Raw genomic sequence first — 25,047 nt, 5'->3', positions numbered from 1 at the left:
TTGTTTTCTATCAGCATCTATACTAAAATGAATCCAGATCTTATGTGTATGATTCACATATAAGTAAGCAAAGGAGAATAACATGCGTGAAAAAGGAATGACCACAATCACTCTGAAAAAAATAAATCGTGATAAGGTCTATCAATACATCTACAATCAGAAAGAAGCTTCCAAACTTCAGATTGTCCAGGATCTGCAGATGGGACTTTCTACCGTCAGTCAGAATTTAAATGAACTGGAAAATGATGGCCTGATCAGCCGAAATGGATATTTTGAATCAACCGGAGGGCGGAAAGCCCAGATTATAAGAATTGTTGAAGATTTCCGTATTTCAATCGGACTTGGAATATTAAAAGATATGTTTCATATCGTAGCCGTGAATTTGTATGGAGATGCAATTGCAACAGAAACAATCGAGCTTCCATATGAGAACAGCGATGCCTACTATACCGCTCTGGCTGCAAATGTAGAGTTGTTTATTCAGACGAATCATTATGATCCCGGGAAAATCGTGGGAATTTCGATTGCCACACAGGGAATCATCTCCCCGGATGGAACTGTTGTAACCTACGGCGATATTATGGGAAATGCAAATATGCAGCTCTCGGATTTTTCCTCCCGGCTTCCGTACCCGTGCCATCTGGAGCACGACTCCAAAGCTGCTGCGGATCTGGAACTCTGGAACCACCCACAGCTTGACAGTGCACTCATTTTCCTGCTGAATCCAAACCTTGGCGGTGCGATCATCACCGGTCATGAAGTCCACCAGGGAAATCATATGCGCAGTGGTCTGATCGAGCATATCTGCATTGATCCAGATGGACCGGAGTGCTATTGTGGCAACCACGGTTGCCTGGAAACTTACTGCTCTGCAAATGCTCTGAAAGCTGCTGCCGGTATGCCGGTCCAAGAATTTTTTAATCTCCTTCATCAGACACATTCTCTGAATCTTACACAAATCTGGAGAGACTATCTTGACCATCTTGCATTTGCGATCCGCAATCTGAACCTTGTGATCGACAGTCCGGTAATCATCAGTGGATATCTTGCACCGTATTTTCTGGATGCGGATATGCAGTATCTGCTAAATAAAGTCAATGAAAGTTCTCTCTTTCAGATGACCGAAGATCAGCTTCTGGTAGGGAATCACGGACAATACACACCAGCAATCGGCGCAGCACTTTATTACATCAAGGAGTTTCTGACGCCGGTTGTGTCGTAATCATCGAGTAGGCTGACCCCCTACTCGATCTGCACTTGGCTCATCGTATACACAAACAGGACAGATATCATCTATCACTTTTTTCCCATTTTCAGGAATAAGGATATCAAATATCTGTCCTGCTTTCTTATGTTTTACCTAAACATTTTCACAGAGCTTCTACGCATCAAAATGAATCCTGCTTTCATCAAATCTGTCTTGCTGCGCTCTTTCTTCTGCCGGATATCCAAGTGGAAAGATTGCAAATGCTCTTTGATCGTCCGGAATCCCAACAATCTCTTCCACTTCTTTCATACGCTCTTCGATCGGAGCAATTCCAAGCCAGACTCCGCCAAGTCCGATCTCATCTGTCTTGAGCCATAAGTTCTCCATTGCAATACTCATATCAATATCCGCATAGCATGGAACTGCACAGTCTTTCCGATATGCTGATACGATTGCCACCGGTGCATTCGCTGTCATCCCTGCATACGGACTTGCCTTTGATAACTTTTCCAGTGTATCTTTTTTGGTAATTACATAGAATTCCCACGGCTGCTGGTTCTTTGCAGACGGCGCTGCCATTGCCGCGCGGAGGATTTCCATAATCTTTTCCTTCTCCACTGGTCTGTCCTGATATTTTCTGATACTTACACGATGAAATAAATCTGCCATTTTCTGTTCTCCTCTATTCTATCTTTTTCAGTCTCTCAACCGCATATTTGATAAATCTTTTCACCGCAGGTGATGCCTGTTTATACGATGGAACTGCAAGTCCAAGTGTGATCCTTGATGGTGGATCTACCGGAATCTTCACTACATCACAATTCCATTTTTCCGTGATCAGATTATTCATCACACTCATTCCAAGTCCCTTTTCAATCATTGCCATTGTTGCAAAATTCTCCAGTGTTGTAAAATGAATATTTGGCACAATTCCATTTCTGTCAAACAGTGAAACCACATCATCATCTCTTCCGAGTGCCGGCATTATAAAAGAATCTGTCTCACAATTAATAAGCGGATAATCTCTCTCAAAGTCCCAACAAGCTGACTGACTCCCGATGGTGTATAATTTAATCTCTCCGCTGCCTTTGTAAAACTGCCTGTATCCGCGGCATACATAAAGGCCTTGCATCTGGCACTTTCCACATCCGTTCACCCCTTGCTTTTAATCTTTATTTTAAGTAATACTATAATCATTTTACACAATTACTAGTTTTACTTTATTATATTTATATTTTAAAATAATTTCAAGAGGAAATAGAAAAGGAGATTTTATAATATGAATATTCAGATCAGAGCTTATCAGAGTAAAGACGCTGCCCTTGCAGCACAGATATGGAATGAGGTTGTCGCTGATGGAAATGCATTTCCACAGGATACTGAAATGACAGCTGACGCGGCTAACCATTTTTTCCTGGAACAGACTTATACCGGTATTGCGGAAGATACCGAAACCCATGAAATCCTTGGACTTTATATCCTGCATCCAAATAATGTTGGAAGATGTGGTCACATCTGTAATGCCAGCTATGCTGTCCGGAAAAATATCCGCGGGCTGTATATCGGTGAAAAGCTGGTTCTTGACTGTCTGAAAATGGCAAAAGAAAAACAATTTCGTATTCTGCAGTTTAACGCAGTTGTTGCTACCAACACCCACGCACTGCATCTTTATGAACGAATTGGGTTTAAAAAACTTGGCACAATTCCGGGAGGTTTCCGGATGCCGGATGGCACTTATGAAGACATTATCCCGCATTACTACCTTCTCTAAATGCCTCACCCTCTCCTCCATAACGGAGGGCGGGCGCATTCAGCTTTCGCCAAATGCGCCCTGTATTTATGATCAAACTATTTACAAAATATCTTTATAGAGACGGAGAACATTCTGATAAAAAATCTTTTCTATTTCCGATTCCTTAAGTCCTGCTTCCCGCAATGCTTTTTTCAGAAGTGGCAGATCCTCCGGTGAAGCAATTTCCAACTCTCCATCAATTCCATCAAAATCCGATCCAAGACCAATACAATCAATTCCGGCAAGATCCCTGATGTAAAGAACATGTTTTACCATATCTTCAATCCGACTTACCTCTTCTTCGCCTTCTTCCCAGTCCCTCAGGAAAGAAGAACTGTAATTGATACCAATCACACCGCCTCTTTCGTCAATTGCCTGTATCAAATCATCATTCAGATTTCGTGGATGTCCACACACTTTTTTCGCATTGGAATGACTAGCCACAAACGGTTTGGATGTATGCTCTAACACATCCCTGATTCCAGCGTCATTCAGATGTGACACATCGATGATAATTCCCAGACGTTCCATCTCTTTTACAAATGCAATTCCAGTTTCTGTCAGTCCGTATTCGTCTCCGTCAAAAAGAGTTCCCTTAAGATTTCCTTCTGTTACCTTTGCCGGAAATCCCAGCTCATTCGGGAAGTTCCATGTCAGAGTCATCATCCGGACACCCAGCCGGTAAAAGTCTCTCAGAAGCCGGATATTTCCCATGCATACGCCGCCTTCTTCCAGTGTTAAAAGCGCTGACATCTTTCCATTTTTCATGTTATCTTCTATTTCCTGATAACTTTTTACAAATGAAATTCTGTCTTTGTTCTTTTCCATCTCATTATAGAAAACATCCAAAAGACGCATCCCATATGCAAATGGATTATCTACCGTTATTTGAATGAACTCAAAAACAATCCAAACGAATAAAAAAAGAGATAGATATGATCCGCTTTTTGCTTCTGATCAATATCTATCTCTTTTTTTCAATTTTTATCTGCAATACTGGTAAATCAAAGCCATTACATCTTCCATATTCAGCGGCTTGGTCAGATGTTCATTCATTCCCACCACATGACTCTGACTGATATCATCAATAAATGCATTCGTCGTCATTGCAAATATCGGTATTGCCTGCGCATCTTCTCTGTTCATTTCCCGAATACATCATCCTCGTCGTCTCAGCTTCCTGTGTAAATGTCGAGCCTTAAAACTTTTATTTTTTTAATATTTTCATCATATGCTTCTTTGAAGGAACCTGCCCTGCAACCACCAGTTTCCCATCAATCATAACCGATGGAGCCGTCATCACACCCAGTTTTACAATCTCAACCAGATCTGTCACTCTCTCAATCTCCGTATCAATTCCAAGTTCCTCCAGACATTCTTTCACAACCGCATTCGTCTTATCACAGTTCTCGCAGCCGCTTCCAATTACTTTTATATTCATATCCCGCCTCCAGATTTAATTGTTCAGTTTCATAGGAAGTCCCACACATTCCTCCCACGCCGCCGCGATTTCTCGGATCAGTGCGATTCCGATTTTGGAAATAAAGACAAGCTGAGACTTCGGCTGTGGTTCGTAAGGCGCATAATCCCGTTTCTTTCCGACTACATCAACTTTTTCCCATCCTTCTTTTTCCACTTTAAAGAAACCCTTCACACGGAATACATCCGGTTCAATCCTTGCAAGAAAGGCTTCCAGCTTTTCCTTCTGGATCTCTCCCGTAAAATCCATGGAAAATGTTTTTGGTTTATTTTTCGATGAATTCGTAGTATCCTCACATTCTGCCCATTTATACAGCATCAGATCCATATCATAAAACGAACGGTCAATATTTCCATTCGCACTCTCTGTAATTGGGCATACCGGATTAATTTCACGCACTTTGTCTTTCACCTGTTCAATCTGCTCACTGTCCACCAGATCAACCTTTGTCAGAACCGCAAGATTGCAGTGTTTAAGCTGACGATCAATTGTCTCTGAATCCCCGATCTGATCCAGAAAATTATAACAGTCCACCAGGCAAATGCATCCTCTGAAATCATATGCCCCAGGCGCCATTACTTCTGTGGCTGCAAGAATTTCTTCTGCATTAGACGGGTCCCCGAATCCAGAACTTTCCACAAACACATATTCCAGACCTTTCTGTGCCATCTGCGTCAGTGCATCCACAAAGGATAAACGAAGGCAACTGCAAAAAATAGAGCCTCTGTTCAATTCTATCATCTGGATATCATTATTCTGAAGCACCGTTCCGTCAATGCTGATCTTTCCCAGTTCATTCTGTATTACCCCAACCTTTGTTCCTTCCATGTTTTCCAGCAGATTTCTCAAGATTGTCGTTTTCCCAGCTCCTAAGAACCCTGTCAGAAAATATAATTTAATTTTACTCATGATTCATTTTCTCCTTTTTCCGTACTACAATTGCAATTTAAAAGTCCTGCATAATCTCCCGGAATCATCAGATGCCCCACTGTCTTATAAACCTCATTCATTACGTCTATGTCCAGAGAATACTGCATCCATTTTCCTTCTTTGCGCGCCTTTACAATTCCCAGATCACACATCAGCTTCATATCATGTGATAAAGTCGGCTGTGTGATATGAAATTCTTCCAGAATCTTACATGCGCATAATTCTCCTTCGGATAGCATGTCGATGATCTTCAGACGTTTCGGATCCGACATCACTTTAAATATACGGGCATATTTTTCATAATCTATCTGCATTTTTTGTCACCTCGGGTAATGTACTACTTTGCTCCACTACTTTTGATAATATTACGGATTGCCCCGCAGCGTAGCTGCTCTCGCAATCCTCCGTCCATTCGGAATCCGCTGATTTACTTCGTAAATCGCTCCTTCCTCATGTCCGGCGGGTAGCAAATTCATATACCTTTTCGTGCAAGCACGAACGGCATATGAGTTTGCTATCCTATATTATCACATTAAACCCATACCCTACAATGATTATTCCGATACAGACAATCCCAATGAATGTTCCGAGCAGTTTTTTCTTGATCGCTTTTGACAGCATTACCATAGATGGAAGGGAAAGTGTCGTCACCGCCATCATAAATGAAAGAATCGTTCCAAGTCCTGCTCCTTTGGCAAGCAGACTTTCTGCAACCGGGATGGTTCCGAAGATATCTGCGTACATCGGAACACCTACTGCTGTTGCCAGTGGCACAGCGTACCAGGTCTGCTTTCCGAGAATGCTGCGAACAATATGCTCCGGAATCAGATTATGGATGGCTGCCCCAATGATCACTCCGACAACGATATACGGAGCTACCTTTTTGACGGTAGCCACAACCTGATTTTTCGCATAATCCATACGATCTGCCACCGTAAGTGATGGCGAATCTACTTCCACATTCGGTGCCTGCCGGATAAAATCCGCCACCTGGTCTTCCATATGCAGCTTCTCAATGATCGTCCCCCCAATAACCGCTATGACAAGTCCAACGATCACATAGGCAAATGCAATCTTCCCTCCAAAGACACTCATCAGAAGAACCAGCGATCCCAGATCCACCATCGGAGATGAGATCAGGAACGAAAAAGTAACTCCGAGCGGCAGTCCCGCGCTGGTAAAGCCCATAAAGATCGGAATCGATGAACAGGAACAGAACGGTGTCACTGTTCCAAGAAGTGCCCCGATCAGATTTGCCCAGATCCCGTGAAATCTCCCCATGATCTTTCTGCTTCTCTCTGGCGGAAAATAGCTTTGAATATAGGATATCACAAAGATCAGCACCGCAAGCAGCACAAAAATTTTGATGATATCATACAGGAAAAAGTGAAGAAATTCGCCCGGAAATCTCCCCTCTCCCAATCCGGCTTTGACAAGAAGTTTTCCAATCAGATCTTTTAGCCATTGCATTCCAAGGATCTGATTCTGAAAAAATTCCCATCCGGTTTTTATTATTTCCATTTTCTCTTCCTTCCCATAGAAATATAGAAATATTTCTATGTGTTTTTCATTTTTTAACCGGTGCAATCCATTTATCACACCGGCTTTTAACTGCATCTTACTCTTTATATAGAAATTTGTCAATATGTTTTTGATTTATTTTTCTATTTCGTTACCTTCGCATTCGGATAGATCCTCTTCATCTTCGCATCATCATAATGCACATCTGCCCACTTCTGAACTACATTCGTCGCCTGCACGCCATTTTCTCTTTCATCGTATCGCACCAGCGCCACACAGGACACCAGAATATTGCAGACCATAAATACCAGCAAGCACCAGGTCAGAATCTTTCCTGTAACTGCCGGTATTTTTTCAATCCATTTTTCCACTGGTGGAAATAAAATTTTAAACCACACAACCGCAGCGATTCCCCAGAAAAAGCAGTACAACAGATTGATACGCCCTCCCAGATTAAACGGAATCTTACTGTAATCCCAGAACACTTTTCCGAATACAAGTTCCGTAAATACACTACAAAGATACTCGTAAGCACCACCAAGCAATGTCCCTGTAAGAAACAAAAACCGGTCTCCCTTGTCCTTATACCTGTATAAAAGTGCTGTAACCAGTGCGATTGCAAGCCCCCAGACGATGCTGAATGGTCCCCAGACCACACTGCTCCTGCTCATCCATACACCAGCCGTCACACGGCAGAAAATCGTCTCCGTAATATCTCCCAGAAAAGCGCCAATCATAAAGAGCATCACGATCTTATAAAAACCGCAGCCCTTTGCGAATACCTCTTCTTCATCCGTCTCCCGAATTACTTCTTCAATCTTCTTCGCCTTTGGATACGCTTTCGTCAGACGCTTTTCCAGACTTCCTACAATCTTTCCCGCAATCCTCGCACTTAGCTTATCCATCCCGGCATCGGTTGCAATCCACCGCTCCGGATTCTTACTCTTTCCGGTAAGGAGCATAAAAGAACCAAAGATGTCAATAAAAAGTACCACAATCAGTGTCAGCAGCACAATATGCATCAAAAGCTTCGGCAGAATATGTAATAAAACCAGTGTGATCCTATTACACCATCTCACAGTCAGATAACCCAGAACACCCCAGAACAGCGAAACCGGAAGACAGATATATCCATCCAAGTTCCATTTGATGTTTGAATAATCCCACCATCTCGCCTTAAACGCTTTTTCAATCAGATGACCGCTGACCCATTCTGCCACAGTCGCATAAACAGCTGCAAAAATGAACAGCCAGACTCCACGAAGTTCCTGCAAGCCGATCGTCATCGCAATTGCCGTCAGACCATACAACACACAAAACGGTCCGTTAACCAGACCACGATTGGCAAACTTCTTCTGTTTCAAAGTTGCCGATATGGTTTCCAATACCCAGCCACCAAAAGAATAAATGAAAAAGAGCCATAGTAATTCATATCCAGTATAGTGATTCATAGTCTTCTCCTTTGTAAGTTCATGGTATCATCTTATCATGCAGACCATGAACTTACAATTGGGATTTTATCCATAAACAACTTATATAACACCAATGATCCCAAACAGAATTGCCAGATAAAATGTAAATTCTGCCGCTGCCGGTCTCAATACACCCAAAAGCAACACCAAAGACGATCAGTGACATAACAAAACCTCCCTCCTGTTATCTTATATCATAACAGGGGAAGGTAAAATCTCTGTTTATATAATCTAAACTTTTTAAACTACGTTTCTTTATTCATGCATGTTTTCATAAAACAATCTGCAATTTCACACATCTCATCCGTCCAGAACTCCGCTCCACCGTGATCTGCGCCCTCAATCAGATAAAGCTCTGCATCTTTTCCGCATGCTTTCAATTTATGATAAAGGCTTACGCTCTGCACGGTACTTACCGTCCGGTCCTTTGTTCCATGCACAATCATCACCGGTGGCAGATCAGTATCCGGCGTAATATAGCACTCTGCCGTTCCCTTCTCTCTGAGCTTAACATCTTTCCGCATATCAGCACCACCCATCACCCTTCCTTCCGGACTGTCCGGCAGATGGTGATTTATTGTACTTGGATAATAATCATCTTCTAATAGATTTACAGAACCATAATAATCAAGGATTCCTTTCACAGAAGCATCTGTGTCCGGATAAATACTTGCATTCATCGGATCATTCTCTTTTAACATTCCGGCAAATACTGCAGTATGACCTCCCGACGAACATCCACCGATGAAAATATTCTTCACATCTGCATGCCAGCTCTGCCCATTCCTCTTCATAAACCGGATTGCATTCCTCGCATCCTGGATCTGCGCCGGAAATGCAGCAATCCCTGAATGACGGTATTCACAGACTGCAACCACATATCCTTTTGCTGCCAGGCGTGCATACATCGGGCAGCTTTTATATACATCCTGCTTCATCCATGCAGATCCCTGTACAAACACCAGGCAAGGATAGAATTTTTCTGGCTCATTTCTGCTAAACGGTTCCAGAACCTGCAGATGTAATGGTACTCCATCTATCTTTGCATACTCAATATCCGGTCTGTAATAAACGCCCATTTCATTTCCTGTAGCCGAAATCCGGACTGCACCTTCTACTTTTTCTGTATATTCAGGGAATTCTTCATATATCCAGTTTTTTATTTCCATTTGTTCTACCAATCCTTTCTTTCGTCTTTTCAGTTATAATACATTCACTTTATCATCTGCTCACACGCATTTCAAGCTTAAATGCTCTCCCAAGAGCATTATTGTTTGTCTATTTATTCGTTTAATCTATACATTTCTCTATTTTTTATCTATATCTCATATTTATTGCATATATTTAAGATAATTTTATTTTTTTCAGAATTTTTATTGACATTTTGCATTTTATGCGATATTATAATATCAACAAAACAAAAGGAGGACGGACCACCAGAAACTTAATCTTAACTCCAAAGTCTAAGAAAGTAAGAGGTATGGACCAAAGGACACTTAATTTAAAACTCGGACAAATCTAATGAAAGTAAGAGGTACGGACCAAAAGGAACATAATTTAAAACCAGAACAAAATCTAAAGAAAGTAAGAGGTACAGACCACCGGAAACTTAATTTAAAACCAGAACAAATCTAATGAAAGTAAGAGGTACGGACCAAAAGGAACATAATTTAAAACCAGAACAAATCTAATGAAAGTAAGAGGTATGGACCAAAAGGAACATAATTTAAAACCAGAATAAATCTGATGAAAGCAAGAGGTACAGACCAATGGCAAGATAATTTATACAATATCAAATCAATGAAATCAAGAGGTGCAGACCAATGGCATAATAATTATTGAAATTTACATAGAAAAAACTATTTGAGATAATAGTTTCAGATAGATAAGAAGTGAATAAGGAGGATAATCCAATGGATGGATCAAATTAAAATCCACTGTAGCTGAAAGATCAGATACAGTGGATTTTTTATGACATATTTTCTGTTCCAAAGTTCAAGAGCGCGCCTGCTGACGCGCTCAATTTCTGCTGATTCATAGTACAGCGGATTCTATGAAGTCTTCCGGTCCATATCCCATACTGCCTTACCATCATCACAGTATTCCAGATCCGGGCATTCCCCCTGTACAAAGGAATAAACCGGTTCTTTACCTTCATATTCCTGAATGATACCATTTAATTTGGCAAGCATTTTTTCTTTATCCCCCGGAAGATGTCCTCTGACTCTCACATGGATAAAGTCATGAAAACCATCATATAAAATATTTGCTCCTGCTTTTTCCGGTGCGATCCTCTCGATCAGATGATATTCTTCCCGAATTGTTTCCAGCTCATCTGCCGGAACAAAAGTACCTTGCCGTATATCTTGATACAACGGAACTTCTTTATGCAGAAACATGGAAAAATTCACTACATGCGCCGGATTGGTCCTATTCAGGAACTGCGCCAGTGCTTCTGCATTTTCCATTCCTCTTCCTTTTCCTGCGACTCCGGTCATAATATGTGCATCATAAATCAGTCCTGCTTCATGAAGCCTGTCGATTGCCTGATATGCCTGTGCCAGATCATGATCTTTTTTCATAAATTTCAGCACATCATCCAGTCCGCTCTCGATTCCAAGATACAGATGCTTTACCTTTTTTCTAGCAAGCATTTCCAGCTCTTCCTGGCTTTTATGTAAAATACTCGTAACAGTCGCATCCATATTAATCCCTTCACATTCCGGGAAGTAATATGCGATCAGATCCAGAATCTCATACAATTTTTCTGTCTTCAGACCAAATGCATTACCATCCCCCAGAAAGATCTTCTTCGGCTTCCCATGCAGTTCCCGCACTCTCTTTAGTTCCGCTTCAATCTGTTCCATCGGAAGTTCCCGATACTTCAGATGCCGGAATAAATTACAGAATTTACACTGATTATATGAGCATCCAACCATAACCGGAAGCATGAAAGAGCTTCTTTCCATCGGGGCCCGGCAAATCTGTCCTTCGTAATCCATATGTCACACTCCTATGCTTCTACATAATAGACATAATTTTCTTTTCTTGGTTTTGCTGCAGGAAGTTCTGCTGCCGCATATCCAAGTACGCAATGACCGATTCCTTCATAGTCTCCTTCGATTCCCCATTTTTTCAGAAGAGCCTTTCCTTCCTCGGATTCAAATTCTTCTTTTGCCCGGTGGATCCAGCAGCTTCCGATTCCAAGCGAATGCGCTGCATTCATCAGATTTCCCATCACAAGACTTCCATCATAAAGATATGTCGGTCTTGCCTTATCTGCAAGTACAATAAGAACTACCGGTGCACCATAAAACGGATCTGTATCGGTTCCCATAATTTTTGCATTCATTGCTGAAAGCTGATCTCTTGTTGCTTTATCCGTCACTGCCACGATGATCGGTGACTGCATTCCCATTCCCGTTGCCGCATAAGTTCCGGCCTCAATGATCGTATCCAGATCCTCTTTTCTGATCATATCCGGTTTGTATCCACGGACACTTCTGCGTTCTTCCATATTTTTGATTACTTCATTCATAAATTTTCAGCTCCTTTCAAATCTGCTTCTATTGTAGCACGATTTGAAAGGAGCTGTATGTATCTTATTTATTAAATTTTTATATCTGGCTTATTTTTCTTCGCCCCATACTTCTTCCGCGATTTCTTTTACCAGTGCAAGCTTCTTCCACTGTTCTTCTTCTGTCAGTTTATTTCCGATTTCACAGGAAGCAAATCCACACTGTGGACTCAAATACAGTCTGTCGAGCGGGACATATTTCGCTGCTTCATGGATTCTCTTAATTACGTCTTCTTTATCTTCCAGCTTTGGTGACTTGGTTGTGATCAGACCGAGAACCACTTTTTTATCACCACTTACACTCTTCAACGGCTCAAATCCACCAGAACGTGCATCATCAAATTCCAGATAATATGCACTTACATTTTCACGGGCGAATAAAACTTCTGCCACACGGTCATATGCACCACTGCTTGCATAAGTAGAATGGAAATTTCCACGGCATACATGAGTGTTGATCACCAGATCCTCCGGCGCTCCCTCAATTGCACGGTTATTGATAGCAAGAAGCTGTTCCATGATTTTCTGAAGTCCGGCTTCATCGGTTCCGAAAATTGCTGCAGCATGTGGATCTACACACATTCCCCATGAACAGTCATCCAACTGAATGTTTCTACAGCCCGCATCATACAGGTCACGAATAACTTTCTTATATCCATTTGCGATATCCTCTGCCAGTTCTTCCACATCCGGATAATACTGATTGGTATTTGGAAGGGACATTGGCATAATAAACTGTTCCAGGAACTGTGCCGGTGCCGGGATTGTCTGCTTTGCTACTGTATTTTCATCTTCCAGTGCCTTTACAAATTTGAAATGCTCTACAAACGGATGCTGATCTACGGAAATCTTTCCGGTAAGATACGTATCATCGAGCATTGCAGCTTCTCCGTGAAATGGTAACCCGGTCTTGGTCGGCTCATGTCCCACTCCATTAAATCCCCACATAAAATCCAGATGCCAGGTTGCTCTTCTGAACTCGCCGTCTGTGATCACATGATATCCGGCTTTTTTCTGCTTCTCTACCAGGTCTAAAATTACAGCATCCTCTACTTTTTTCAGTTCTTCTTTTGAAATCTTTCCTTCTTCAAAATCTCTTCTTGCTCTTTTCAGTGTTTCCGGTCTTAAAAAACTTCCTACATAATCATAACGAAATGGTGTATTTTTACTCATAATATAGCTCTCCTTTTCTCTTTCGTACTGTCTGTCTTTTATGTTTGAAAGTATAGCAGAGTATTCTGCATCTGAAAAATACAAAAAAAATGCAGTTTGCCATAGTTTAAAACTATAACAATATCAAAAAAATGTTTCACGCTCCCTGCTTCCATGCTACAATATTACCAGGATATCTGGCCAGAAGTATTTTCCGCTAAGATACATTTTCCAGATACTTTTCTGATATTCCAAACCCAAAAACAATATTCTTTATAGAAAGTGAAAAATATGACTCTTCAACAATTAAAATACGTCGTAACTGTTGCTGAAACAGGAACAATTACCGAAGCCGCAAATCGTCTTTATATTTCCCAGCCAAGCCTGACAAACGCAATCCGTGAACTGGAAAAAGAAATGAAGATTACCATTTTTCTCCGGACTAATAAAGGGATCATCCTTTCAAAAGAAGGCGAAGATTTCTTAGGATACGCCAGACAGGTGCTGGAACAGGCCGCTATTCTCGAAGATAAATACAAAGGAACTTCCGGCGGGAAAAAGAAATTCTGTGTATCCACGCAACACTATTCTTTCGCTGTCAATGCCTTTGTCGATCTGATCAAAACCTACGGACAGGATGAATATGATTTCAGTCTCCGCGAAACCCAGACATACGAAATCATCGAAGATGTAGCAAAAATGCGCAGCGAGATTGGAATTCTTTTCTTAAATAATTTTAATGAAACGGTTCTGGAAAAAATTTTAAAATCCAACGGGCTTATTTTTCATCAGCTGTTTGTTGCTAAACCACATGTATTTATCAGCAGACGTCACCCTCTCGCCGATCACAAAATAATCACCAATGAAGAACTGGACGATTATCCATATCTTTCCTTTGAACAGGGTGAACACAATTCCTTTTATTTTTCAGAAGAAATCTTTTCTGTATCTGAACGCAAAAAAAATATCCGTGTACGGGATCGTGCCACCTTATTTAATCTTCTGATCGGGCTAAATGGCTACACAGTATGCAGTGGTGTAATTGACAAAAAGTTGAATGGAAAAGATATCATTGCCGTTCCTCTTGCTGACGAAAGTGATATGCGGATTGGGTATATTACACATAAAAAAAGGATGTTAAGCAGATTAGGGACAACTTATCTGGATGCCTTGAAAAAATATCTGCAATAAAAAACTTCTGGAAGCAGTTTTCCTGTTTCCAGAAGTTTTTGTTTTAAAACAAACATACAATTCCATGCACAATAAATGCAGCAACCCATGCAATCACGCACTGAAAGATCACAACACCGATCGCCCATTTACCACCAAGTTCTCTTTTAATAGAAGCAATCGCTGCCACACACGGTGTATACAAAAGACAGAAAATCAAAAGTGCTGCTGCACCGGCTGTATTTATCACCGCTGTCAGTGCTGCTGTTGACCCAAACAAAATCGAAAGAGTGGAGACGACACTCTCTTTTGCCATAAATCCGGAAATCAGTGCCGTTGATATTCTCCAATCACCGAATCCAAGTGGAATGAATACAGGTGCGATCATACCTGCTACCGTTGCAAGGATACTTGCCTGTGAATCTGTCACCATATTCAGATGCAGATCAAAGCTCTGCAGGAACCAGATCACGATCGTTGCACCAAAAATAACGGTAAATGCTCTCTGCAGGAAGTCCTTTGCTTTTTCCCAGAGAAGCTGACCAACATTTTTCGCTCCCGGCATACGATAATTCGGAAGCTCCATAACAAACGGAACAGGTTCTCCTTTGAACATCGTCCCTTTCATTGCAAGTGCAGTAAGAATTCCCATCAGGATTCCGAAGAAATAGAGACCAATCATTACAATTGCACCCTTCCCCGGGAAAAACGCCGCTGTAAAGAATGCATAGATCGGAAGTTTTGCTGAACAACTCATAAACGGAGTCAGCATAATCGTCATTTTACGATCACGCTCTGAAGAAAGTGTCCGGCTCGCCATAACTCCCGGTACTGTACATCCAAATCCGATCAGCATCGGTACAATACTTCTTCCGGAAAGACCAATCTTTCGCAAAAGTTTATCCATAATAAACGCAACCCTTGCCATATATCCACTGTCCTCCAGCATCGAAAGGAAAAAGAACAGTGTAACAATGATCGGCAGGAAACTCAGCACGCTTCCAACCCCCTGAAAGATTCCATCTACAATCAGTGACTTTAATACGCCATTGACTCCTGCCGCATCCAGTGCCTGACTGCAGGCTACAATCACCTGGTCAATTCCCTGTTGCAGAAGATCCTGCAAAAATGCTCCGATCACATTAAATGTGAGCCAGAATACCAGTCCCATAATTGCGATAAATGCCGGAATCCCGGTATATTTTCCTGTCAGAATCTGATCAATCTTCCTGCTTCGCACCCGCTCCCTGCTCTCATGTGGCTTTAAGACCGTATCTTCACAGGCACGCTGGATATAGTTAAAACGCATTCCCGCTACTGCCGATGAACGGTCTACCTTGCATTCTTCTTCCATCTGCAGATTGATATGTTCCAGAAGTTCCTTTTCATTCTGGCTCAGCTTTAATTTTTCCAGGACAAGCTCATCATTCTCTGCCAGTTTGCTTGCTGCAAATCTGACCGGGATCCCTGCTTCCTTTGCATGATCTTCAATCAGATGCATGATCGCATGAATGCATCTGTGAACCGCACTTTCCTGACCTTCAGCAGAGCAGAAATCCACTTCCTCCGGTGCTTCCTGATATTTTGCGACATGCAGTGCATGTTCTACCAGTTCCGCAATTCCTTCTCCCTTTGCTGCCGAGATTGGTACAACCGGTACTCCGAGAAATGCTTCTAGCTCATTCACACGCACAGAACCTCCGTTCACACGCATCTCATCCATCATATTCAGCGCAACAACCATTGGGATCTCAAGTTCCATAAGCTGCATCGTCAGATACATATTCCGTTCAATATTGGTTGCATCTACAATATTGATGATTCCTTTCGGTTTATCCTGAAGCAGAAATTCTCTTGTAACAATTTCCTCACTGCTGTACGGAGACATAGAATAAATTCCCGGAAGATCGGTAATACGGGTATTGGGATGTTCCTTGATCACACCGTCTTTTCTGTCAACCGTAACACCTGGGAAATTTCCCACATGCTGATTCGATCCGGTCAGCTGGTTGAACAGCGTTGTTTTTCCACAATTCTGATTTCCAACCAATGCAAACGTAAGTGTCGTATTCTCCGGTAACGGATGCTCTGTTTTCTTCTCATGAAAAATGCCTGCTTCTCCATACCCCGGATGCTGTGCATCTCCTAACGGTTGTCTGCCTTCCTTCTTCTTATAATGCGGCTCATGGGCCGGCGTAATTTCAATCTGTCCGGCATCCTCCAGACGGATCGTAAGTTCATAACCATGGATTCTGATCTCAACCGGATCCCCCATCGGCGCATACTTTACAATCGTTACTTCTGTTCCCTGGATCAATCCCATATCCAGAAAATGCTGCCTGAGTGCACCATTTCCTCCTACGGAAAGAATCGTAGCTGTCTTTCCGACTTGTAATTCTTTTAATGTCATTCCTCTATCTGTCTCCTTTGGCAAAACCATTTATTGATAATTTATATCATTATCATATCAGTCCTGTAGGTAGTCATTCAAGAATAACATTCGTTTTTTCTAACTAATTTCATCGTCTGCAAATTGTTTTACTCCGCAGCCTCTCTAAACCGGTACCCTACTCCGATTTCTGTCAGAATAAATCTGCAATTTCCGGGATCCTTTTCTATCTTCCTTCGCAGTGCTGCCATAAATACCCTCAGGTTGGCTGCTTCTACTCCCTGTGCACTGCCCCAGATCTGGCTGAGAATATAATTATGTGTCAGTACCTTTCCCCTGTTGTCGATCAATAGTTTCAAAATTTTATATTCCATCGGAGTCAGATGAACTTCTTTCCCATCTATCGATACCTGATGTTTTTCCCAGTCCACTTTCAGATAATCACACTGAAAGATTTTTTCTTTCTTTTCCTCCGGAATCTGGTTACTCTTTCTGAGCGCCACACGGATTCTGGCCAGCAGTTCGCCCATATAAAACGGTTTTGTCACATAATCATCTGCCCCCAGATCCAGTGCCTGTATTTTTTCTTCCTCTTCCTGTCTTGCACTGACCACAATGATCGGTATCTTCGAGATTTCTCTTACATTTTTTATAATCTCAATCCCGTCACCATCCGGAAGTCCAAGATCCAGAATGATCATATCTGGTCTGTTTGCATAGAACAGTGCATTTGCTTCTCCACATGTCTTCGCAATCACATAATCATAGTCTTCTTTCTTAAGACTCATCGAGATAAAGTTAATAATATATTTATCGTCTTCCACAATTAAAATTTTATGCTTATCTGCCATCTGTACTTACCTGCCTTGCCTCCAACCAGAACATGAACCTTGCTCCGCCTTCTTTTCTGTTCTCTGCACAAATATTTCCACCATGTGCATTTACTACCGCTTTACATATAGCCAATCCCAGTCCGATTCCTCTTTGTCTGTCCCCTTTTTCATCTGACCTTGTAACAAATTCGTCAAAAATATTTTCTTTCAGATCTTCCTGAATCCCGTCTCCGTCATCTTCTACACTGATCCACACTTTCCCTGCATCATATCTGGCTTCTATACAGATCCATCCATTTTCCCCTGTATGCTTCATCGCATTATCCAGAAGATTGACCAGCACCTGGACCATCAGTTTTCCATCTACATTTACAACAATCAGCTCCGACGGAAGTTTAATTTCAAACCTCCTCTTTTCCCGGAGTCCTATGATATGTGATACGGCTTCATAGATCAGATCATCCACTACTTCCTGGTTTTTCCGGATCTCAAATTCTTCACTTTCCAGCTTTGTCATATTCAAAATATTTTCCATCAGGCGCATCAGCCATACAGACTGCTCCTGTATCTCTCCTGCCAGTTCCTTTCTGACTCCGGCATCCAACTCATCCGCCTCTTTTAAGAGTCCTGCAGCTCCCATAATTCCGGTCAAAGGTGTCCTGAAATCATGGGATATACTTCTCAGCATATTGCTTTTCAGCTTTTCTCTTTCCATCTGTGCCCTTGTTTCCTCTGCAATACGCACCTGATTATGAAATCGTACCATAATACTTGCGGAAATGAATCCTGTGATAAGGAAAAATACCAGACGTACCACATCATTCTGATCCGTCATCGCAAATGTATGCACCGGCACTGTAAAAAAATAATTAAACAGCAGCACACTGCATACAGAAGCCATCATTCCATACAGATAACCGGTAGTTGTAACTGTTATGACCAGTACACCCACAATATAGATCATCAGAATATTTTCTTTTCGAATTCCATAACTCTGGAGAAAAAAAGACAAAAATGTTGCAACCGCCATGATCGCAATCGACTGCACCATATATTTTACTCTCTTTTTTGTCATTTTCTTTCCCCCATCATTCATCATTTTATACTTGCAAGCAGACGGTCAATATCCTTTGTAAGACCTACTACAAGCAGATGATCCTTCTCATGCATCACATAATCCGCTCTCGGAAGGACCACCACCTCTGTATTTTTCTTTATTCCAAATACATTTATATGATAGTTTGCCCTTATATCCGCTTCTTCTATCGTCCGCCCGATCCATGCATCCTTCGGCTGGATTTCAAAAATCGAATAATCCTTACTGAGTTCAAAATAGTCAAAAACATGATTTGCACTGTATTTTACAGCCAGTCGTTCTGCAATATCCCGATCCGGATAAAAGACTTCATCCGCTCCGTTTCTCAATAAGAATTTTGCATGGATATCCCTGTTTGCCTTACTGACAACATGTTTGGCTCCAAGCTCTTTTACCAGGCTTGTTATCTCCAGACTGCTCTGGAAATTTGATCCGATGCACACAAAGCAAAGATCGAAATTTCCTACTCCAAGACTTCTTAATACTTCTTCATTTGTACAGTCCCCTACCCGTACTGCTGTTGCGTATTCCAACAAATCCGGTGTCTTTTTTTCATCTTTATCGATGACCATTACCTCATTTCCCCGATTTGCCATATCCATACACAGATGATGGCCAAATCTTCCAAGTCCAATAATCAATACTGATTTCATTTTTCTACTCCTTATTCTATCCTATCGTAATTTCTTCTACCGGTTTCCGGATCGGTGCTTCATGTCTGTGCCCTTTCAATGAAAGCGCAAATGTCAGACTTCCTATTCTTCCGCAAAACATCAGAAATACCAGCATCATTCTTGATGCCATGCATACATCTCTTGTGATTCCCGCAGACATTCCCACTGTTCCCATTGCAGAAAAGACTTCAAACATCACATCCGACAAAGAAAACGGCTGCATAATTTCCATGAAGATCGTTCCTGTTAGTATAAGGAACAAATTCGTACACATTACAACACTGGCCTTTCTGATCGCAGTTTCATCCAGTCTTCTGTTAAATACATTACAACCGGCTGCTTCCATCAGATTTGCACGCACAAATACAATAAGAACCACTACGGTTGTCGTCTTAATTCCACCTGCTGTAGATCCCGGGCTTCCTCCTATGAACATCAGAATCATAGTAACAAGTTTACTGCCTTCCGTCAACGCTCCTGTATCGGTTGTATTAAATCCTGCCGTTCTGGCTGTCACCGAGTGAAATAAAGAACAGAGTATCTGTTCTTTCACAGGCATCCCTGCCAGTACATTATTTTTTTCCAGTATCAGGAATAAAACTGCTCCTCCTATAATCAGAAAACCTGTTGTTGATAATACAATCTTTGTATGCAGATGATATTTTTTCCATTGAAATTTTTTCACAGACAGATCATCCCACACTAAAAAACCGATTCCACCGATTATAATCAGCAGCATGATCACTGTATTTACCAGCCAGTCATCCGAATATCTGATCAGTGACTGATAGGCACCATTTTCTCCCATAAGGTCAAACCCGGCGTTGCAAAAGGCTGATATAGAATGAAAGATCCCGTACCAGATTCCTCTTCCTATTCCGAATTCCGGAATAAACCGGATCATCAGCAATACAGCTCCAATGCTTTCAAAAAAAAGTGTTCCTTTTATAATCTTCTTCGTAAGCTTTACAATTCCACCAATTTGAATACTATTGATACTCTCCTGCAAAATTCCACGGACTTTAAGCCCTATCTTTCTTCTTAACAGAATCGCCACACAGACACCAATTGTCATAAATCCCATACCGCCGATCTGGATCAGGATCAAAATGATAAGCTGTCCAAAAAAAGACCAGTGCAGATATGTATCCTGTACAACCAGCCCAGTCACACAGGATGCGGATGTCGAGGTAAATAATGCATCTGCAAAAGATGTCATATTTCCATCCCTTGATGAAACCGGAAGCATTAAGAGAATACTTCCCAAAAGGATCAACAACAAATACCCGACAACAATCATCTGTGTCTGTGTCATCTTTTTATATATTACTGTCATTTGTTTCGTTTCCTTTCTCCTCTATATCTTTCTTCCTCTCTCTCTTTTTTATCCTTCTTCAGAAAAATGTCGAGTTCACGCATCAGATGCAATCCGGCGATCAGCAGAAAGCTCAGGATCCCTGTAAATAAAATAATACTCTCAATCTCGAACATAACCTTTCCTTCCTCTCACTGTTTTTCCTCTCCTGTTTTGTAAATCAATGATAGTATTTTTAGTATAAAGATTGTATAAAGATTCCTGATTTTATGTAAATATTCCGTTATGATTTCCTGCTGAAAAATGAGATTAGGAATTTCATTAAATAGAAAGAATGTGCATCTCCGGCACGCAGTGCCTTTTGTTTCATAGGAAGTTCCTTCGGGATTTTCTATGAAGCAAAAAACGGGCACTTTGCAGTTCTTTCTGCAAAGCGTCCGCCTTTTTTACAAAATCTTTTTATTCAACTGCTGCTTCTTCCTCATCTGTTTCCGGAACATCATTATGAACGGCAGCCACACCTGCTACATCTGCTTCCGGATCTGTGATCAGTTTGACATCTTTATCCTTTGCGATGTCAAGGTCTTTGACTTTAATGGTTTCTCCAACCTTCAAATCTCCAACGTCAACAATTACTTTTTCAACAAGTGCAGATGGAAGTGCTTTGTATTCAATTTCACCAAGCAGTTCCTCCACAACACCTGTGACAACCTTTGACTGATTGTGGATCACAACTTCTGCTACGGAATGTACCATTTCTCCACTTACCAGTGCCTGAAAATCTATTTCAAGTACTTTTGAACCCATAGAATCATAATCGACTTCTTTTACCAGCACATCCATCTGCTCTCCGTCCAAATCCAACATGATCTGGCTTCCTTTGCCATTAGCTTTCAGGAACTTTTCCGCTTCTTTCTGTGTCATCTGTACCGGAATGGAGCCTTCAATCTCACGTCCGAATACATTGCCGGTTACATAACCTTCTCTTCTGAGTTTTTTGGCTTTTGTCTGCATGTTTCTTTTTTCAGCTTTTAAAGTATTCATTTATCTTTTCCTCCAATCACTGACTTCTGGTAAAGTACCTATTTCCTTGTTACAGCTGTATTATAGCACTCATGGATTATCAAGATTAACCAAAATCACATCTTTTTTGATCAATATTTTTGCTGTTTTTCAAACTTTTTTCTTTGTTTTGTGCAATTTTTATTTTCAGCCCTTATAGATTTCCATAATTTTTCATATTTTCAGCTTTTTATTGTTCCAGATATTCTTTGATCCTGTCGATATTATACAAAGGAATATTTGTCATCCATTCCTGTTCCCGGTAATCTGACATTGACGTTCTTACGGCATATTTAGGCTTATGTTTTTCCCAGAACGCTTTCAGGCTTTTTGCTCTCAAATTTTCCTCCGCTTTCACTTCCAACGGAATAATCGAAGTTCTTCCCTGCTCTTTGTACCTTATGAATCAGTCCACAGTCTAAAAGCCATTGTATTGCCAGCTCAAAATCTTTTGCCCTTGATCCTTTTCTCACCTGTCCATAGATATATTTTTTATTTTTCTTCGCCAGCTGCATCGGAATCGAATTCCATACAAGATTCAGTCTTGGAACCAATGAAGTCTCGGCGTGTTTTGAAAAATCCTGTTGATAATAATTCAACAGGTTCTTCTGTATCTCTCTGACCTGATTAAAATCCTTCGTTTCTACATACGTCTGTACTACTTCCTGCATGCCACCTACATAATAATATTCGCGTAATCGGTCTATATATTTAGATTTGAATGTTGTCACCATATCGGTATCCGTTCCCTGAAGAATATTTACGAAGCGTTCCTCTCCTAATGCGCACAAAAATTCCTGAAATGTCAATGGATAAAGATCCATAAAATCTACCTTTCCAACCGGAAAAGAAGTTCCTTTATGCAATGCCACACCCAAAAAAAGAACCTGCTGCCACAATTGCATATTCACCTGTAAAATGCTATACTCGGATAAGAAATGTTAATGAAAAGAGGTTTGATTATGAGAGCATATGAACGACTTTTAAATTATGTAGTAGTCCGTACTCCAAGTGATGAACACAGTACGACTTCTCCTTCTTCCCAGTGTCAGTTCGACCTGGCACATATTCTGGCAGATGAGATGACTGCCCTCGGGATTTCTGACGTAAGTCTGGATGAATTCTGCTATGTATATGGAAAGATTCCTGCCACACCGGGATATGAGAATAAACTATCTATCGGATTTATCGCACACATGGATACCGTTTCCGATTACTGTGACCATGACATCATCCCGGTCGTACACAAGAACTACGATGGCGGTGATCTGCCGCTTGGCACAAGTGGACGTACCCTTACCGTAAAAGATTTCCCGCATCTTCCATCTCTTGCCGGACGCACCCTGATCACAACAGACGGTACAACTGTTCTTGGTGCCGATGATAAAGCCGGAGTTGCCGAGATCATGACCATGGCTGAAGCACTGATCAAAGAAAATATTCCTCATGGACCGGTCTCAATCGCTTTTACACCAGATGAAGAAGTCGGTGGTGGAACTGATCATTTTAATGTGGAAAAATTTGGTGCACAGTTTGCCTACACTCTGGATGGCGATACCGAAGGAGAAATTCAGTATGAAAACTTCAATGCATGCAAGGCAGATTTTGAAATTACCGGCTTTGCTGTGCATCCGGGTTCCAGCAAGGATACGATGATCAATGCGTGCCTGGTTGCCGCTGAAATCAATAACATGCTTCCAGGACTTGAAATCCCGCGTGAAACGGAGGATTATGAAGGATTCTACCATCTGACCGGTATGAGTGGAGATGTGGCAAAAGCAGAGCTTCATTATATTGTAAGAGATCATGACAAGAATCTGTTTGAAGCCAGAAAAGAAACTCTTCGCCATATTGAGAAGAACCTCAATGAAAAATGGGGAGAAGGCACTGTGAAGCTTACGATTACTGACCAGTACCAGAATATGGCTGAGATTATTGCCGGATGCATGCATCTGATTGAGAATGCAAAGAAAGCCTGTGAAAATGCGGGTGTTGCACCGCTTGTGCTTCCGATCCGTGGCGGCACAGACGGATGCCAGCTCAGCTTTATGGGACTTCCTTGCCCGAACCTTGGAACAGGGGGACATGCATTCCATGGACCATATGAACACATCACGGCAGAAGGAATGGACAAGGCTGTGGATATCGCAGTTGAGCTTGTGAAATTATACGCGGAGATGTAAAGGGTTGTATTTCGTCTTTAATCCGATTTAACAAGTAAACAAATATTTTAAGCAAAACCGGAGTTGCCGCATATCACTAAAATCCATGCGACAACTCCGGTTTCTTAAATTTGAAAATATTCTTTTATCTGTCCCAGTATAATTCCCATCAACTTTGTCCTTGCTTCTACACTCGCCCATGCTACATGTGGTGTAATCAGCAGTTTTTTGCTGTCTTTTATTTTTCGCAGCGGATTCGTCTCACTCATCGGCTCCTGACAAAGTACGTCAAGTCCGGCTGCAGCTATCTCGTCATTTTCCAATGCCTCATACAGATCCTGCTCGACTACGATCGGACCACGTCCGAGATTCAGGAAAATACAGTTTTTTTTCATTTTTGCAAATGCTGTTTTATCCATTAAGCCCTCTGTATGTTCATTTAACGGTGCATGAATGGATATAATGTCAGATTTTGCAAGCAATGTATCCAGATCTACCTGTTCGTAACCTTCCTGCGCCGAACGCCCTGATGCAGAGTAATAAATAATCTGTGCTCCAAATGCTTTTGCGATATCCGCAACTCTCCGTCCAATTGTTCCCAGACCTATGATCCCCCACGTTTTTCCACTGATCTCCGTAAAATGCTCTGCAAAATGCGTAAATATTGTATCATTGATGTAACGCTCTTCTTTTACATAATCATCGTAATAACGTATCTTTTCCAGCAGATAGAGAAGCATTGCAAAAGTGTGCTGTGCCACCGTTTCTGTCGAATAGCCTGCTACATTTCTCCATGCAACTCCTCTTTTTTCCAGATATTCTTTATCCAGATTGTTGGTCCCCGTTGCCGTCACACATACCAGCTTTAAATTCTCTGCTTTTCCAATCGTCTGCTCATTGACCTGTACTTTATTTAAAATAATCACATCTGCATCCTGAACTCTTTCCGGTACTTCTTCTGATGTAGAAAAATCGTATTTTACGACTTCACCTAACCTGTCAAATCCAGAAAGATCAATATCTTCTCCAATTGTTTTTACATCCAAAAAAACTATTTTCATAATCTGTTCCTCACTTTATCACTGTAATTTGCAACTTTTTCTGTTCATTATCATAACAAATTTATTTTACGAATACAACCTAAACAACCGTTGACATCCTTATCCTATGGCGCGTATACTAAAGAAATGAAGAGCATTTGCGATTATATCCAGA

The 25,047-nt window shown here is 41.4% G+C and carries 27 protein-coding genes and 1 pseudogene; 4 read left to right on the top strand and 24 right to left on the bottom strand.

Annotated features, from left to right (window positions below; all coding sequences use genetic code 11):
• Positions 1–82: 82 nt before the first annotated feature.
• Positions 83–1,222 carry an ROK family protein gene (locus PG418_RS09045; protein WP_055249227.1) on the top strand — a complete coding sequence of 380 codons (1,140 nt, stop codon included), beginning with the start codon at positions 83–85 and terminating at the stop codon, positions 1,220–1,222.
• A gap of 159 nt (positions 1,223–1,381) precedes the next feature.
• Here the strand turns inward: PG418_RS09045 and PG418_RS09040 are convergent, their stop codons facing one another.
• From PG418_RS09040 to PG418_RS09030, 3 genes are read right to left on the bottom strand one after another with little or no spacing between them, the layout of a single operon-like run.
• The gene (locus tag PG418_RS09040) at positions 1,382–1,876 is read right to left on the bottom strand and encodes a nitroreductase family protein (RefSeq protein ID WP_055249225.1); all 495 of its coding nucleotides are present in this window, start codon (positions 1,874–1,876) and stop codon (positions 1,382–1,384) included.
• 13 nt (positions 1,877–1,889) lie between these two features.
• Positions 1,890–2,192 carry a LysR family transcriptional regulator substrate-binding protein gene (locus PG418_RS09035; protein WP_207642810.1) on the bottom strand — a complete coding sequence of 101 codons (303 nt, stop codon included), beginning with the start codon at positions 2,190–2,192 and terminating at the stop codon, positions 1,890–1,892.
• Positions 2,192–2,326 carry a helix-turn-helix domain-containing protein gene (locus tag PG418_RS09030; protein ID WP_416387062.1) on the bottom strand — a complete coding sequence of 45 codons (135 nt, stop codon included), beginning with the start codon at positions 2,324–2,326 and terminating at the stop codon, positions 2,192–2,194. The genes PG418_RS09035 and PG418_RS09030 overlap by 1 nt, the downstream gene beginning before the upstream one ends.
• A gap of 160 nt (positions 2,327–2,486) precedes the next feature.
• Here PG418_RS09030 and PG418_RS09025 point away from each other — a divergent pair, with 160 nt between their 5' ends.
• Entirely contained in the window at positions 2,487–2,978 is a 492-nt protein-coding gene (locus PG418_RS09025) for a GNAT family N-acetyltransferase (RefSeq protein WP_055249220.1), read from the top strand.
• 81 nt (positions 2,979–3,059) lie between these two features.
• Here PG418_RS09025 and PG418_RS09020 read toward each other — a convergent pair.
• The 11 genes and pseudogenes from PG418_RS09020 to PG418_RS08970 all read right to left on the bottom strand — a co-directional run.
• Positions 3,060–3,872 (bottom strand): annotated as a pseudogene (locus tag PG418_RS09020) (dipeptidase); the annotation flags it as partial.
• Positions 3,873–3,983: 111 nt separating this feature from the next.
• Positions 3,984–4,145 (bottom strand): response regulator, encoded by a 162-nt coding sequence (locus PG418_RS09015; protein WP_156330657.1) that lies wholly within the window; start codon positions 4,143–4,145, stop codon positions 3,984–3,986.
• A gap of 61 nt (positions 4,146–4,206) precedes the next feature.
• Positions 4,207–4,440 carry a thioredoxin family protein gene (locus tag PG418_RS09010; RefSeq protein ID WP_055249217.1) on the bottom strand — a complete coding sequence of 78 codons (234 nt, stop codon included), beginning with the start codon at positions 4,438–4,440 and terminating at the stop codon, positions 4,207–4,209.
• Between the two features lie 15 nt (positions 4,441–4,455).
• Positions 4,456–5,388 carry a CobW family GTP-binding protein gene (locus tag PG418_RS09005; protein ID WP_055249214.1) on the bottom strand — a complete coding sequence of 311 codons (933 nt, stop codon included), beginning with the start codon at positions 5,386–5,388 and terminating at the stop codon, positions 4,456–4,458.
• Positions 5,385–5,723 (bottom strand): ArsR/SmtB family transcription factor, encoded by a 339-nt coding sequence (locus tag PG418_RS09000; RefSeq protein WP_055249212.1) that lies wholly within the window; start codon positions 5,721–5,723, stop codon positions 5,385–5,387. The genes PG418_RS09005 and PG418_RS09000 overlap by 4 nt, the downstream gene beginning before the upstream one ends.
• 205 nt (positions 5,724–5,928) lie before the next feature.
• On the bottom strand, positions 5,929–6,930 hold the full coding sequence (locus PG418_RS08995; protein WP_055249211.1) for a permease: 1,002 nt from the start codon (positions 6,928–6,930) through the stop codon (positions 5,929–5,931).
• A gap of 143 nt (positions 6,931–7,073) precedes the next feature.
• The gene (locus PG418_RS08990; RefSeq protein ID WP_055249209.1) at positions 7,074–8,381 is read right to left on the bottom strand and encodes a putative ABC transporter permease; all 1,308 of its coding nucleotides are present in this window, start codon (positions 8,379–8,381) and stop codon (positions 7,074–7,076) included.
• 266 nt (positions 8,382–8,647) lie between these two features.
• The gene (locus PG418_RS08985; protein WP_055261392.1) at positions 8,648–9,571 is read right to left on the bottom strand and encodes an alpha/beta hydrolase; all 924 of its coding nucleotides are present in this window, start codon (positions 9,569–9,571) and stop codon (positions 8,648–8,650) included.
• An 882-nt stretch (positions 9,572–10,453) separates the two neighbouring features.
• Entirely contained in the window at positions 10,454–11,404 is a 951-nt protein-coding gene (locus PG418_RS08980) for a radical SAM protein (protein ID WP_055297537.1), read from the bottom strand.
• A gap of 11 nt (positions 11,405–11,415) precedes the next feature.
• Positions 11,416–11,940: a nitroreductase gene (locus PG418_RS08975; protein WP_022220868.1), complete on the bottom strand. Its 525-nt coding sequence runs from the start codon at positions 11,938–11,940 to the stop codon at positions 11,416–11,418.
• Positions 11,941–12,030: 90 nt separating this feature from the next.
• Positions 12,031–13,152: a 5-methyltetrahydropteroyltriglutamate--homocysteine S-methyltransferase gene (locus tag PG418_RS08970; protein ID WP_055261396.1), complete on the bottom strand. Its 1,122-nt coding sequence runs from the start codon at positions 13,150–13,152 to the stop codon at positions 12,031–12,033.
• 270 nt (positions 13,153–13,422) lie between these two features.
• Here PG418_RS08970 and PG418_RS08965 point away from each other — a divergent pair, with 270 nt between their 5' ends.
• Positions 13,423–14,322, top strand: coding sequence for a LysR family transcriptional regulator (locus PG418_RS08965; protein ID WP_008374293.1), 900 nt, complete (start codon positions 13,423–13,425; stop codon positions 14,320–14,322).
• A 43-nt stretch (positions 14,323–14,365) separates the two neighbouring features.
• Here PG418_RS08965 and feoB read toward each other — a convergent pair whose 3' ends face one another.
• The 9 genes from feoB to PG418_RS08920 form a co-directional block, all read right to left on the bottom strand.
• On the bottom strand, positions 14,366–16,711 hold the full coding sequence (feoB, locus tag PG418_RS08960) for a ferrous iron transport protein B (RefSeq protein ID WP_498837311.1): 2,346 nt from the start codon (positions 16,709–16,711) through the stop codon (positions 14,366–14,368).
• Between the two features lie 128 nt (positions 16,712–16,839).
• Positions 16,840–17,541 carry a response regulator gene (locus PG418_RS08955; RefSeq protein ID WP_498837310.1) on the bottom strand — a complete coding sequence of 234 codons (702 nt, stop codon included), beginning with the start codon at positions 17,539–17,541 and terminating at the stop codon, positions 16,840–16,842.
• On the bottom strand, positions 17,531–18,598 hold the full coding sequence (locus PG418_RS08950; protein ID WP_227084649.1) for a sensor histidine kinase: 1,068 nt from the start codon (positions 18,596–18,598) through the stop codon (positions 17,531–17,533). Before PG418_RS08950 ends, PG418_RS08955 begins: the two co-directional genes overlap by 11 nt.
• Positions 18,599–18,618: 20 nt before the next feature.
• Positions 18,619–19,272: a potassium channel family protein gene (locus PG418_RS08945; RefSeq protein WP_173690323.1), complete on the bottom strand. Its 654-nt coding sequence runs from the start codon at positions 19,270–19,272 to the stop codon at positions 18,619–18,621.
• A gap of 16 nt (positions 19,273–19,288) precedes the next feature.
• Positions 19,289–20,629, bottom strand: coding sequence for a TrkH family potassium uptake protein (locus PG418_RS08940; RefSeq protein ID WP_055297535.1), 1,341 nt, complete (start codon positions 20,627–20,629; stop codon positions 19,289–19,291).
• Entirely contained in the window at positions 20,626–20,784 is a 159-nt protein-coding gene (locus tag PG418_RS08935) for a hypothetical protein (RefSeq protein WP_008374277.1), read from the bottom strand. Before PG418_RS08935 ends, PG418_RS08940 begins: the two co-directional genes overlap by 4 nt.
• Before the next feature lie 283 nt (positions 20,785–21,067).
• Positions 21,068–21,652 carry a 50S ribosomal protein L25 gene (locus tag PG418_RS08930; RefSeq protein WP_270246585.1) on the bottom strand — a complete coding sequence of 195 codons (585 nt, stop codon included), beginning with the start codon at positions 21,650–21,652 and terminating at the stop codon, positions 21,068–21,070.
• Positions 21,653–21,860: 208 nt separating this feature from the next.
• Positions 21,861–22,028 carry a hypothetical protein gene (locus PG418_RS08925; protein WP_498837317.1) on the bottom strand — a complete coding sequence of 56 codons (168 nt, stop codon included), beginning with the start codon at positions 22,026–22,028 and terminating at the stop codon, positions 21,861–21,863.
• Positions 21,970–22,542, bottom strand: a complete 573-nt coding sequence (locus tag PG418_RS08920; RefSeq protein WP_498837316.1) for a DUF8612 domain-containing protein — start codon at positions 22,540–22,542, stop codon at positions 21,970–21,972. Before PG418_RS08920 ends, PG418_RS08925 begins: the two co-directional genes overlap by 59 nt.
• A 90-nt stretch (positions 22,543–22,632) precedes the next feature.
• On the opposite strand from PG418_RS08920, the gene pepT reads away from it, so the two are divergent.
• Positions 22,633–23,853 (top strand): peptidase T, encoded by a 1,221-nt coding sequence (pepT, locus tag PG418_RS08915; RefSeq protein ID WP_498837309.1) that lies wholly within the window; start codon positions 22,633–22,635, stop codon positions 23,851–23,853.
• Positions 23,854–23,957: 104 nt separating this feature from the next.
• On the opposite strand, the gene PG418_RS08910 is transcribed toward pepT, so the two are convergent.
• Positions 23,958–24,893, bottom strand: a complete 936-nt coding sequence (locus PG418_RS08910; RefSeq protein WP_173692542.1) for a D-2-hydroxyacid dehydrogenase — start codon at positions 24,891–24,893, stop codon at positions 23,958–23,960.
• Positions 24,894–25,047: the final 154 nt, after the last annotated feature.

This window comes from Bariatricus sp. TF06-38A (assembly GCF_027690675.1).
GTDB lineage: Bacteria > Bacillota > Clostridia > Lachnospirales > Lachnospiraceae > Allocoprococcus > Allocoprococcus comes.
Note: the sequence above shows the minus strand (reverse complement) of the source record. Positions and strands in the feature narration are given on the sequence as shown.